Origin of the sequence: Streptomyces sp. NRRL WC-3618, from assembly GCF_001280005.1 — a bacterium.
Classification (GTDB): Bacteria; Actinomycetota; Actinomycetes; order Streptomycetales; family Streptomycetaceae; genus Streptomyces.
On sequence record NZ_LGDW01000166.1, the window covers coordinates 56,478 to 67,692 of the forward strand.

Consider the following 11,215-nt stretch of genomic DNA (forward strand, 5'->3'; position numbering starts at 1 on the left):
ATGTCGTCAACCCCGGTAGCCGGCCCGGCGCCCACCGGACCGACCTCCGGATCCGACCCCGGCCTCGCCGGCCCGCCGGCCGCGGACCGCCCGCGCGGCGGTCCGGGCCGGCCCCGCCGCCGGATCCGGCCGGTGTCGGCCGGACCCCGGACGAGGCCGCCGCGGCGGATCGCCAGGCACTGGCCGCAGTACCTGGCCATCTCGCCGTACTACCTGATCTTCTCCGTCTTCATGCTCTTCCCGGTGATCTACACCGTGTACCTGGCGTTCCAGAAGTGGGACGGCATCGGGGACATGCACTTCGTCGGATTCCAGCAGTTCCGCTTCCTGTGGGACGACCCGATCTTCTGGCTGTCCGTGCGCAACACCCTGGTCATCTGGGTGCTGTCGACCGTGCCGATGCTCGTCATGGCGCTGGTGCTCGCGGTGCTGGTGAACTCCACCAAACGCTTCACGGCCTTCTACCGGGTCGCCCTGTTCATCCCCAGCATCACCTCGCTGGTGGCCATCGCGATCTTCTTCGGCGCGATCTTCAGCAACAACTTCGGCCTCATCAACGCCGTCCTCAGATCGCTGCATCTGTCGGCCGTGCCCTGGATGAGCAACGAATGGACGATCAAGCTGGTGATCGCGGCGCTGATGACCTGGCAGTGGACCGGCTACAACGCCATCATCTACCTCGCCGGCCTCCAGGCGATCCCCTCGGAGGTCTACGAGGCCGCCCGGATGGACGGGGCCGGCCCGGCCCGGATCTTCTTCTCCGTCACCGTCCCGCTGCTGCGGCCCATCATCCTGTTCACCGTGGTGGTCTCCACCGTCACCGGTCTGCAGAGCTTCACCGAACCCCAGGTGCTGTTCGGCAGCGAGGCGGCCACCAACCCCAACTCCGGCGGCCCGGGCCAGGCCGGTCTGACCACGTTGCTGTACTTCTACCACCAGGCCTTCGACAACAACGACTTCGGTTACGGCGCCGCCATCGTCTGGGCCTTCTTCCTGCTGATCCTGCTCATCGTCCTCGTCAACTGGGCTCTGGTGCAGCGTAAGGAGCGACGGCCGTGAACGGCATGAACCGCAAGCGCGTCCGGGGGCTGAGCGTCCATGTGATCCTGGTGCTCGGCGTCGTCATCTCGGTGTTCCCGTTCTACTGGATCGTCGTCATGGCGACGAACACCTCGCAGGACATCTACAGCTACCCGCCGAAGCTGTGGTTCGGCGGCAACCTGCTGACCAACGTCCAGCACCTGTTCGACCGGATGGACTTCTTCGGGTCGCTGTCCAACACGGTGATCGTCGCGGTCTGTACGACGGCACTGGTGCTGTTCTTCGACTCGCTGGCCGCCTTCGCCTTCGCCAAGTACGACTTCCCGGGCAAGAAGTTCTTCTTCGGCGTACTGCTGTCGATGTACCTCCTGCCGACGCAGCTGGCGATCATCCCGCAGTACGAGATCATGGTGCAGCTCGGCTGGCTGGGCACCCTCAAGGCACTCGTCGTGCCGGCCGCCGCCAACGCCTTCGGCATCTTCTGGATGCGCCAGTACACCACCACCAGCGTCCCCGACGAACTGCTGGACGCCGCCCGCATCGAGGGCGCCGGATTCTTCCGGCTGTACTGGCATGTGGTGCTGCCCTGCGTCCGCCCGGCCCTGGCGTTCCTCGGCATCTACACCTTCATCGCCGCCTGGAACGACTACATCCTGCCGTTGGTGATGCTGGTCAACCCGGACCGCCTCACCCTCCAGGTGGCGCTGGCCCAGCTGTACGCCGGCCACTCCACCGACTACAGCATGGTGATGGCGGGGGTGCTGCTGTCGGTCATCCCGCTGGTGCTGGTGTTCACCTTCTTCGCCCGCGGGTTCATCGCCGACGCGACCAAGGGAGCCCTGCGCTGACGAGCTCGCCGGGACGGCCATGACGGGGACTCATGTGGAGGTCGGCACCCGCAGGGCGAGCAGGGCGACGTCGTCGTCGTTGGCGGCAGGACGGACCCGCTCCAGCAACTGGTCGGTGAAGGAGGTCAGCGGGCGGTGGGCGAGGGCGGCGGCGTGCCGGCGCAGCCGGTGGAGGCCCTCGTCGAGCGTGTGGCCGGGTTCCTCGATCAGGCCGTCGGTGTAGAGCAGAAGGGTGGATCCGGGCGGCAGCAGGGTGGTGGCGTCGGCGCGGGGCTTGTGGGCTCCGGTGCCCAGGAGGATGCCGTGGCCGTCGGTGAGGTAGTCGGCCATGCCGTCGTGGCTGATCAACAGGGGCGGTGGGTGGCCGGCGTTGGTCCAGGACAGTTTCCACTGGCCGTCGTGGGCCTCTTCGATCCGCGCGAGGATCATGGTGGCCATGGCGACGTCGGTGATGTGCAGAACCGCCTCGTCCAGGCGTTCGACGATCCGGCTGGGCGGCGACTGCAGGGCCCAGGCGTAGGCACGGAGCATGTTGCGCACCTGCGCCATGCCGGCGGCGGCCTCCAGATCGTGACCGACGACGTCGCCGACGGCCAGCGCGGTGGCGCCGTCGGACAGGGAGAAGGCGTCGTACCAGTCGCCCCCGACCTGCGAGGCGTCGGGCGCGGGCAGATAGCGGACCGCCATCTGCAGCCGGGGCACGCGCGGCATCTGGGGCAGCAGGTGGTTCTGCATGGTCTCGGCGACCTTGCGCTGGCGCTGGTACAGGCGCGCGTTGTCCAGAGCGAGGCCGGCGCGACGGGCGATGTCCTCGATCAGGGGGAGATCGGGCGCGTTGAAGTCTCCCGGCTGCTTCGCGCGCCCCAGGGTCAGGGCCCCGAGGACAGCCCGTGTGCTGCGGATGGGGGCGATGGCGGCGGAATGGATGCCGGTGGCGTCGAACAGACGGCGCTGTTCGACGGCGATGCCGGAATCCGGGGGCCCGTGGTAGGTCTGCGGACCGGCCAGGGTCGAGGCGACTCCGCGCAGAGCCCTGGACAGAGGCATCGGGGATCCTTGGGGGACCGGCGGCATCGGTCCCTGAAGCACCTCGTGGTGCACCAGCCCGTCGTCGGTCGCCTCGACCACGACGGTGCGCCACACCTCGTCGCGCTCGGTGATCAGGTCGATGATGGCCCAGTCCGCAAGGCGGGGCACCACCAGGGTCACCAGCCGTCGCAGGGCCTCGTCGACATCCAGAGTGGAGGTCAGCTGAGAGGTCGTCGCGGCCAGCAGCGTGAGTCGCTCGATCTCCGGCAGCAGCGTCGCCACAGGCTCGGTCCGCGGGTCGGTCTCCCGTGCCTGCCGGGCGTGGAAGAGGATGAGCGTGCTGGGCTCGTGCCCGGCGAGGCTGAACGGCGTTATCAGCCATGAGATGGGCAGCAGGGAGCCGTCCCCGCAGGCGAAGTACCCCTCGTCGCCCAGAGCCGCGTGCCCGGCGTGGAAGGCCTGTCGCATACGGCATCGAGTCCTCGCCAGGGGCTGGCCGTGGCCGTCCCGGTGCAGCAGGTCGTGCGCGTCACGACCGTAGAGATCTTCGGCCGGCCTGTCGAGATACTTCTCGGCGCGGGAGTTGACCGCGATGATGCGGCCCTCCTCGTCCACGAGGTACGCCCCGGTCCCGATGGCCTCCAGTGCCTCGGTGAGCCCGGCGGCCGGTGGCGTCGCCACGTCCCGTTTCCCGTGGGGCTCCGGATGCTCTGGACCTGCCATTGCCTGATCTCCCTGACTGAGTAGCGGCACGGCCCGGTTGGCGGTGTCCGCTGCTCTTTCGACTGCCCCGGTACGGACGAATCCAGCCTTGTCCTTGCTCACAGCCGGCAAACCGGGCCGCCGGATCTCCGCCGCCAACGAGGGAAAAGGGCCCCTGGAGACCGCCGTCGGAGCGACTCCGGCACGCGGCGCGGAGGCTGCCGGAATGCGTACGGCGCCGGTGTACCGCGTGCATCCGCAGGCGCTGGGTACCCGGCCACCGCACGCCCGACGACGCGACCAGGACGTACAAGCCGGCGCTACGGAGCGACGCCCGCGGCGCCTTCAACCTGGCGGGCGCGCCAGTTGTCGACGCGGAGAAGCTGGGCGGGATGTTGGGAACGCGCCCGGTACGGCCCTCCGCCCGCACCGGTCGCCGCCGTATGGGGCCTGTTTCGCTCTCTTGTGGTTACTTGGGAACTGTAGGAGAGTCGACGTCGACCTGGAACAACGCACTTTTCGGTGACTGAGGAACCTGATGGCGACCAAGCAACTGCTCGATGGCCTGCCCGAGGACGCGGACTTGAGGCGCGCGGACTCCCTTGCGCGGGAGATCTTCTCGGATGTCGCCAACAAGTGGGCGCTCCTGATCATCGAGGCCCTCGGAGAGCGCACCCTGCGCTTCAGTGAGCTGCGGAACGAGGTGGAGGGCGTCAGCCACAAGATGCTCACCCAGAACCTGCGCATGCTGGAGCGCAACGGCCTGGTCGACCGGAAGGTGTACCCCACGGTGCCGCCGCGGGTGGAATACACCCTTACCGAGCCGGGCCGGGCCCTGCGCGCGACGGTCGACGGCCTGTGCGACTGGACCCAGAAGTTTCTCGGTCACATCGAGGACGCGCGCCGGCACTTCGGCACCTGATCCGTCTCCGTCTCCGTGGGATCAGTCGACAAACTTCATTGCGGGGTACCGGTCTGACGGTCCGTCCAGCAGCCGGCCGGACCGCCCTCGCAGCCAGTGGTCGAAGTACGCGGACACATAGGCCTCGTTGGTGCCTATCGCCGTGGCCGGATCGATCGTGCCGATGTCCTGCGTCTGGGAGGCCGGCGGCAGACCCAGCTGCGGGAGCAGCGCCTCCGCGTCCGTGAACGAGGCGTGCGCGGACCCGCGCAGCGTGAGCTGACGTGTCCAGCCGGGGGTGTGGGCGCGGAACGCCTGCCAGCCGGGTCCGGTGTCCGTACTTCCGTCCTCGCCCAGAAGCAGGAACGGTCGTGCGAGCCCGTGTTCGGCCACGGGCATGAGCGTGCCGTCGAAGTTGGTCAGGTTGCCGTCCATGTTGATGCCCGCGCTGATCCGGGGGTCGGCTTCCATGGCCGTCGCCGTGGCGGTGCCGCCCATCGAGTGACCGAACATGCCGACCTTGGTCAGGTCGAGCGCCCCGGCAAGGCCATGGGGGAGTCGTCGACCTTCCACGTCGGGGTTGCGGCCGGCGTTCAGCAGGCCCAACTGGTCGAGGACGAAGCTGGTGTCGGTGGTCCGGACGGCGAGGGCCTTCCTGATGAACGCATCAGCTTCCGTCGGCGCGACCATGGTCGCCAGTGAACCGTCGGGGAACTCGACTTCAGGCGACTCGTAGGTGTTGTCGATGGTGACCACCACATAGCCCCGGCTGGCGAGATCCATGACCAGCGTGGTGCCCCAGGTCCGGGGCTCGCCCAGCCCCGGGGAATAGATCAACACTGGCCGCTTCCGGTCCCCGTGGGCAACCGGGGCGCCCTGGATGGCGTGCGTGGCGATGGCCGCCCAATCGACCTGCCCTGTCGGCAGGTTCATCCCGAGATAGTCGTTGGCGGTCACCGCGTCGAAGTGCGCTGCCGCCTTGGGAAGCATGTACGGCGCGACTGGGTGGCGTGCCGTGTGCGTCGCGGGGTAGTACACGCCGACCATCAGCTCGCGGTGGTGCCGACCCGCCTGCCAAGGGTCGGGCCGCGAGTGGTCCACGAGGTGCACAGCCACTTCGCCTACCTGGTGCCTGCCTGTGGGCAGCGGCAGAGCCGGCTGGGCCGAGTGCGTCGCGGGCGCGTCTGGTGCGGCGGCCTCAGCAGGCAGGGTGGCGGTCAGCGTGCCGATCGTGACGACCGCCCAGACGACCGCAGCCAGTAGGACGTCACGCCGGGTACTTCGTTGCCTGATCGAGCGTTCCTCCGTCATGTGACCTTATGGTGCAAGCCCCAAGCCGGCAGCACTATCGGGGTGTCCCCCCATTTCGGTCTGCGGAATTCCCTTAGGGGTTGGCTCGCGTCACTGGACGCATACCAGTCCGAGCAGGCAGAGCCCTGGGGACGAGGGCGACGAGGACGACTCCGACGGCGCGGGAGTCGCCGACGACGGGTCTGTGCCCGACGTGCCCGAACCAGAGGTGCCGGGACCGGTGTTGGTGCCGCTGTCGGTGCTGGAGTTGTCGGTGGCCGGAGGTGCGGGCGCGGGCGTGACCGGCGTCTTCGCGCCGGTGTTCGTGGCATCGGACACGGGGGTCGTCGCCGCCTGCGCGTGCGCCTTGGCCGCGGCCGCCCCCTTCGTCACGGGGATCGTGACGCTGTACTGCTGATTCGCCGGGGTTGCCGGGTTCGCCGGCGTGGCCTGGGGTGTGGCGGCGCGCTGCCCGTGCGGCGTGTTCGTCGTCCCCGTTGTGTGTGCCGTGGAGGAGCGGACGCCGGACGAGGTGCGCTCCGTCCGGCGCGTGTCCGCCAGCGGCGAGGCGACCGGCGTGGGCTCTGTGGCCTCCTCCTCCGCCATCCCCATGACTTCCCGGTCCGGCGCGGAGGCAGCCTGCGTTCTGTCGGGGGTCTGGCGGTTCAGCGAGGCAACGGTCAGGCCTCCGCCGACCAGGGCTACCGCGGTGGCGACCAGGGCCTTGCGCTGCGTCTTCTTCCAGCGTTCCCGTTGGCGACGCCGTGCCGCCCGGCCCGCCGGGGCGGGGGAGGGGGCGTCCGGGCCGTCGTAAGGGTCTTCCGTCGGCGGTGCACTGCTTGCTTCGGTGTCGGAATCCGCGTCGTTCCACACCTGGGACGGGACCTGCCGCGCTGCCGCGACCGTCCCGGCGGCCGGCGCGGGCGTTCCGTCGGCGAGGGGAGCGATGTCCGGGGCATAGGCGCCGCAACCGGGGCACATGAGGGCGCCGTTGAGATGCCGACGACATGTGGAGCAGTAGTCCATCTACGGTCTTCCTGTGTTCATTTTTTTGCACGGGAGAGGCGAGCCGCGAGCAAAGGTAGCGAGGCTTTCGAAAGGGTGTGTGCAGCCTGTGTGATGCTCCTGCGCAGATGCGGCCGGATCGTGACCGCTGTACGACACATCCGTGCATCGTTTCCATTGATTGCATGGCATTTGATCTGCTTCGCCCACTCGGTCGGTCGGTCTCGTCCGCCCTGTCGACGGCCCACGTGGGGGCGTCATCCAGTGCGTCATCCAGCGCACCTTCGACCGGCCGGAAGGTGAATATTTTCCCTTATGGGTAGATAATGCGCTTAATGGCCCATCCGGGGGCATGGAAGCTTGTCTACGGACCGCACCACGCAGTGGTGTGGGAGGTGAAAGAGATGGCGGCAGGCAAGAAGGCCAAGAACATGACCAAGAAGAGCAAGGGCAAGATGAAGGAATCCACCGGCGAAGCCGTCGGCAACGAAAGCCTGCGGGCGAAGGGCGCACGCGAGCAGATGGCGAGCGACGCGAAGCAGACCGCTCAGAAGGCCAAGGACACGCTGAAGCACTGACCTTCAGTCGCGGAGATCGCCATAAGGGGTGCCGTTGAGGAGAAGGGCCGACGTCCGCGTCGGCCCTTCTCCTCAACGGCACCCTGCTCGCCGTTACCGTCGGCGCCCGCGGCGCGGACCACCGGTCTCGTCAGCCTCGTCGGTGTCGTCCTCGTCCTCGTCCTCGTAGGCCTCTTCAGGGGCGTCGTCCTGCTCGTACTCTTCCTCGCCGTCGGCGTAGGCCCCCTCGGGATCCTCTTCGTCCTCCTCCGGCTCATCCTCCGCTTCCGCCTCGGCCTCTTCGCCCTCCTCGAACTCGTCTCCCGCCTCGCCTCCTTCGTCTTGGCCCTCTTGTTCAAGGGCGTCTTCGTGGCTGAGGACCACCTCGCCGTCCCGGATCTCACCGCGCCAGCCGTCCGGCTCGTCGGTGGTGAGTGAGACGTGCCGCAGGAAATGCTTGAGGTCCAGGCGCAGACGGCGGCCCTGAGCGCGCCACAGGTTGCCGGTCTTCTCGAAGAATCCGGAGGGGTAGTACTCCACCACCACCACGACGCGGGTCAGCGTCGAAGCCAGTTCGTGGAAGCTGACGCAGCCGCGGGTGGTTCCCTTGGCGCCCTCGGAGGTCCAGATGATCCGCTCGTCGGGTACCTGCTCCTGAACGGTGGCCTTCCAGCCACGCGTCGAAGGCCCGACCTTGACCTTCCAGTCGCTGGTGGTGTCATCATTGCGAGAGACGTCGCGAACACCCTTGGCGAAGCCGCTGAACTCCTCGTACTGCGTCCAGTGGTCGTACACGGTGCGCAACGGCAGGCCGACATCGATGAACTCGATGATGTTCATGACCTTGCCGCCGCTCTTGCGGCCCTTCTTGCCCTTGCCGAAGACCTGGGAGGCGGCGCCGGTCACCTTGTCCTTGAGGCTGCTGAGCCCCTGGCCCGCCATCGCCTTCATGGGCGAGTCGCCCTGCAGCATCCGCCCCCCGATACCGGCGACGTCGGAAAGCTTTCCGTCGCCCTGCGCCACATCCTCGAGCTGATCGGTCACTTCCCCGAGTTTGTCCGACGCCTTGTCCGCCAGCTGCTCTGCCTGGGCCTGCAGGAACGACGTCAGCTCTGTGAAGAGCTGGTCCAGCCCCGACTTCGATTCTTGCGCGTTGGCGCGTCCTGACTGTGCCATGACCTACCTCCGCGTGGACGGCTTGCGGGCTGACGTCTTCTTCGCCGCCGTCTTCCTGGTCGCCGTCTTGCGCGCGGGAGCACGCGCTGTGGTCTTCTTCGCCGGTGCCTTCTTGGCCGTCTTCTTGGCGGTGGCCTTGGACGGTGCGGCCTTCTTGGAAGCGGTGGATCGAGGGGAGGTCTTTCCCGCCGAGCTCTTGTTCGCCGCGGTCTTCTTTGCGGCCGTCTTCTTGGCCGGCGCAGCGGACTTGGACGCGCTCGGTCGCCGTGAGGGCCTTCGAGCGGAAGCTGTGGAGCGGGTGCGCGTACGGGTCGACTGCCGACCACGCCCGCGAGACGGAGGCTCTTCGTCCTCAGCCTCCCCCTCTTCCCCTTCTTCCCCCTCTTCCTCCTCGTCCGACTCGTAGGCTCCCTCCGCTTCGTCCTCCTCCGGCTCCTCTTCCTCCTCTTCCTCCGCTTCGTCCTCGGCCTCAGGCTCCGTGGAGCTTTCCTCGTCCTCGTCCTCGTCTTCCGTTTCGTACTTGTCCTTGCCCTCGCCTCCGTCCTCGTCCTCGTCCTCGTAGAGGTCCTCTTCGTCCTCCCCCTCGTCCGGGCTGGTCAGTTCGAGGGTCCGGTCGTGCAGGGAGTCGGCGAGGTCGGCGAGTTTGCGGTTCGCCGCGGCTCCCAGGGCCTTCTTGCCCGCTTGCAGGGCCTCGCCACGGAGCTGGTCGCCGAACTCGGCGAACTGGGGCATCTCCTTCAGCTTGCTGAGGCCCTGCGACATGAGCTGACCTGGCTCAAGGCCGAAACGCCGGCCTGCGAGGTACGTCGCAGCGGTGAATGCGAGGCGGCCCTTTTTGGCGCGTCCCAGTACGTAGCCCCCGGCCACGGCGGCCGCGAGCGCGATCTTGGTCGTGTCCTGCATGAGCCTGCTCTCCCTTCACCGGAGTGCATGTGTTGCCGCGGATGTAGTGCTGCGCTACACCGGCTACCCCCAATTTTGAAGAAATCCCCCTATATGGTGAAATTGTATTTTCAGCCAGCGGTGTCCCCCAGTGGAGTGACCACATGGCCGCACCAGAACCGACACGTCCGAGGAGAGCCCGCCCCCGCCCGGCGAAGCCAGAGAACGCCGAGGAACAGGAAGAGCAGCCGACGCGCCGCGCTTCCGCCAAGCGGCGGGCAGAGGTTCCCGACGCGCCCACGGCGATGCGCTCCGCAGCCGGGCAACTGGCCCAACTGCTCGGCAGGCCCCCCGACTCCGTCTCGTCGCTCAAGCCGACCGACGACGGCTGGGAGGCACAGGTGGAGGTGGTGGAACTGGAACGCGTCCCGGACACGACCAGCGTGATGGCCAGCTACAAGGTCACCCTGGATCCGCGGGGCCAGCTGGTCGCCTACGAACGGACCCGCCGGTACAGCCGAGGCATGATCGACCGGCCGACCTGAAGAAAGGTTGCCCAGGGAAGGAGGCGCCATGACCATGGTGCCGCAGAGCGGCGGCAGCGTAAGCCGCGGCGGAGGCAGTACGGGCGGCAGCAGCCTCTACGACGTGTTGGAGCTCATTCTCGACCGAGGTCTGGTCATCGACGTCTTCGTCCGTATCTCGGTGGTGGGCATCGAACTCATCAAGATCGACGCCCGCATCGTGGTGGCCAGCGTCGACACCTACCTGCGGTTCGCCGAAGCGTGCAACCGGCTCGATCTCGAAGCGGGCCGGAAGGAACCCGCCCAGCTCCCCGAGGTCGTCGGAGACATGATGGAAGGCGGCGCCCGGGGTAAATCCAAGGGTGCGCTGAGCGGGGCCGTCGACGCGGTGTCCGAATCCCTCACTGGCCGCTCCTCCAAGCGGGAAGAGCCGGAGGAGGAGGAAGAAGAAGCCGAAGAAGAGGCTGCCCCCAGGAAGAGGCGTCCCGCCCGGCGCCCGGCCCGCCGGGAGAGGGAGTAACCGATGGCGCTCTACGTGTACGCGATCACGGGCAAGGACCACCCCCACCGCCTGGACGGCCTGACGGGAGTGGGCTCCCACCCCACACCCGTGCGTACGGTCACCGCCGGCCCGCTGAGCGCGGTGGTCAGCGAGATCTCCGAGGAGATCCGGCCCAAGCGCAGGGACCTCCAGACGCATCAGGAGGTGCTGGACAAACTCATGTCCGACGCCGTGATCCTGCCGCTGCAGTTCGGCTACTTCGCCTCCGACGACCAGACCGTCCGGCAGGCCCTGGAAGGAAACGTCGACCGCTACCTCGCCACGCTCGCGCGCCTCGACGGCTGTGCCGAGTACCACGTGAGGGCGTCGCAGACGGACGAGGACGAGCTGCTGCGCGAGATCCTGCGCGACTCACCCGAGGCGAGGGAACTCAACGAGCGGATCCGGGCGGGCGAAGAGGATCCGCAGCTGCCCCTCGCGCTCGGGGAAATCGTCGCCCGCGAAGTGCAGGAACGCCAGGATTCGCTGGCGGCGGGGCTCGTTCAGGCGCTGATCCCCTACGCCCGGGAGCACACCACCCACCCTCCCTCCAGCCCTGACTTCCTCAACCTGTCGCTGCTCGTGGCCCACGACCGGACGGACGACTTCCTGGCGGCGCAGGCCAGCCTCGCCCGACAGATCGAGGGTGGCGTCGACTTCCGGCTCACCGGCCCCCTGCCCCCGTACAGCTTCGTCGACTGATCCGGTGCGATCCCCGC

The 11,215-nt window shown here is 68.0% G+C and carries 12 protein-coding genes; 7 read left to right on the forward strand and 5 right to left on the reverse strand.

Translation table 11 applies throughout. The annotated features are described in order from the left end of the window. The gene (locus ADL01_RS17675; protein ID WP_078960588.1) at positions 1-1,059 is read left to right on the forward strand and encodes a carbohydrate ABC transporter permease; all 1,059 of its coding nucleotides are present in this window, start codon (positions 1-3) and stop codon (positions 1,057-1,059) included. A 5-nt stretch (positions 1,060-1,064) separates the two neighbouring features. Then, a complete protein-coding gene (locus ADL01_RS17680) occupies positions 1,065-1,889 on the forward strand; it encodes a carbohydrate ABC transporter permease (protein WP_053742996.1) in 825 nt (274 codons plus the stop codon). 30 nt (positions 1,890-1,919) lie between these two features. Here ADL01_RS17680 and ADL01_RS17685 read toward each other — a convergent pair whose 3' ends face one another. After that, positions 1,920-3,641, reverse strand: a complete 1,722-nt coding sequence (locus tag ADL01_RS17685; protein WP_053742965.1) for a SpoIIE family protein phosphatase — start codon at positions 3,639-3,641, stop codon at positions 1,920-1,922. Between the two features lie 517 nt (positions 3,642-4,158). Here ADL01_RS17685 and ADL01_RS17690 point away from each other — a divergent pair. Then, positions 4,159-4,542, forward strand: coding sequence for a winged helix-turn-helix transcriptional regulator (locus ADL01_RS17690; RefSeq protein ID WP_053742966.1), 384 nt, complete (start codon positions 4,159-4,161; stop codon positions 4,540-4,542). Between the two features lie 21 nt (positions 4,543-4,563). Here the strand turns inward: ADL01_RS17690 and ADL01_RS17695 are convergent, their stop codons facing one another. Beyond that, entirely contained in the window at positions 4,564-5,832 is a 1,269-nt protein-coding gene (locus ADL01_RS17695; protein WP_053742967.1) for an alpha/beta hydrolase family protein, read from the reverse strand. A gap of 90 nt (positions 5,833-5,922) precedes the next feature. Beyond that, positions 5,923-6,837: an SCO2400 family protein gene (locus ADL01_RS44755; RefSeq protein WP_053742968.1), complete on the reverse strand. Its 915-nt coding sequence runs from the start codon at positions 6,835-6,837 to the stop codon at positions 5,923-5,925. A gap of 314 nt (positions 6,838-7,151) precedes the next feature. Here ADL01_RS44755 and ADL01_RS17705 point away from each other — a divergent pair, with 314 nt between their 5' ends. Further along, positions 7,152-7,394, forward strand: coding sequence for a CsbD family protein (locus ADL01_RS17705; protein ID WP_324614608.1), 243 nt, complete (start codon positions 7,152-7,154; stop codon positions 7,392-7,394). 93 nt (positions 7,395-7,487) lie between these two features. On the opposite strand, the gene ADL01_RS17710 is transcribed toward ADL01_RS17705, so the two are convergent. Continuing rightward, complete coding sequence (locus ADL01_RS17710; RefSeq protein WP_053742969.1) at positions 7,488-8,549, reverse strand: SRPBCC family protein; 1,062 nt, start codon at positions 8,547-8,549, stop codon at positions 7,488-7,490. 3 nt (positions 8,550-8,552) lie between these two features. After that, positions 8,553-9,452 carry a hypothetical protein gene (locus tag ADL01_RS44760; RefSeq protein WP_053742970.1) on the reverse strand — a complete coding sequence of 300 codons (900 nt, stop codon included), beginning with the start codon at positions 9,450-9,452 and terminating at the stop codon, positions 8,553-8,555. A gap of 143 nt (positions 9,453-9,595) precedes the next feature. On the opposite strand from ADL01_RS44760, the gene ADL01_RS17720 reads away from it, so the two are divergent. Genes ADL01_RS17720 through ADL01_RS17730 form a run of 3 tightly spaced genes read left to right on the forward strand, consistent with a single transcriptional unit; the run spans position 9,596 to position 11,198 of the window. After that, positions 9,596-9,976, forward strand: coding sequence for a gas vesicle protein (locus ADL01_RS17720; RefSeq protein WP_053742971.1), 381 nt, complete (start codon positions 9,596-9,598; stop codon positions 9,974-9,976). Between the two features lie 28 nt (positions 9,977-10,004). After that, positions 10,005-10,475 (forward strand): gas vesicle protein GvpJ, encoded by a 471-nt coding sequence (gene gvpJ / locus ADL01_RS17725; protein ID WP_053742972.1) that lies wholly within the window; start codon positions 10,005-10,007, stop codon positions 10,473-10,475. Positions 10,476-10,478: 3 nt separating this feature from the next. After that, complete coding sequence (locus ADL01_RS17730; protein WP_053742973.1) at positions 10,479-11,198, forward strand: GvpL/GvpF family gas vesicle protein; 720 nt, start codon at positions 10,479-10,481, stop codon at positions 11,196-11,198. Positions 11,199-11,215 lie beyond the last annotated feature (17 nt).

Coding starts and splice junctions, on each gene's coding strand:
- ADL01_RS44760 (WP_053742970.1), bottom strand. CDS start 9,452: ATGCAGGACACGACCAAGATCGCGCTCGCGGCCGCCGTGGCCGGGGGC.
- ADL01_RS17720 (WP_053742971.1), top strand. CDS start 9,596: ATGGCCGCACCAGAACCGACACGTCCGAGGAGAGCCCGCCCCCGCCCG.
- ADL01_RS44755 (WP_053742968.1), bottom strand. CDS start 6,837: ATGGACTACTGCTCCACATGTCGTCGGCATCTCAACGGCGCCCTCATG.
- ADL01_RS17705 (WP_324614608.1), top strand. CDS start 7,152: ATGGCCCATCCGGGGGCATGGAAGCTTGTCTACGGACCGCACCACGCA.
- ADL01_RS17680 (WP_053742996.1), top strand. CDS start 1,065: ATGAACCGCAAGCGCGTCCGGGGGCTGAGCGTCCATGTGATCCTGGTG.
- gvpJ (WP_053742972.1), top strand. CDS start 10,005: ATGACCATGGTGCCGCAGAGCGGCGGCAGCGTAAGCCGCGGCGGAGGC.
- ADL01_RS17685 (WP_053742965.1), bottom strand. CDS start 3,641: ATGGCAGGTCCAGAGCATCCGGAGCCCCACGGGAAACGGGACGTGGCG.
- ADL01_RS17710 (WP_053742969.1), bottom strand. CDS start 8,549: ATGGCACAGTCAGGACGCGCCAACGCGCAAGAATCGAAGTCGGGGCTG.
- ADL01_RS17690 (WP_053742966.1), top strand. CDS start 4,159: ATGGCGACCAAGCAACTGCTCGATGGCCTGCCCGAGGACGCGGACTTG.
- ADL01_RS17675 (WP_078960588.1), top strand. CDS start 1: ATGTCGTCAACCCCGGTAGCCGGCCCGGCGCCCACCGGACCGACCTCC.
- ADL01_RS17695 (WP_053742967.1), bottom strand. CDS start 5,832: ATGACGGAGGAACGCTCGATCAGGCAACGAAGTACCCGGCGTGACGTC.
- ADL01_RS17730 (WP_053742973.1), top strand. CDS start 10,479: ATGGCGCTCTACGTGTACGCGATCACGGGCAAGGACCACCCCCACCGC.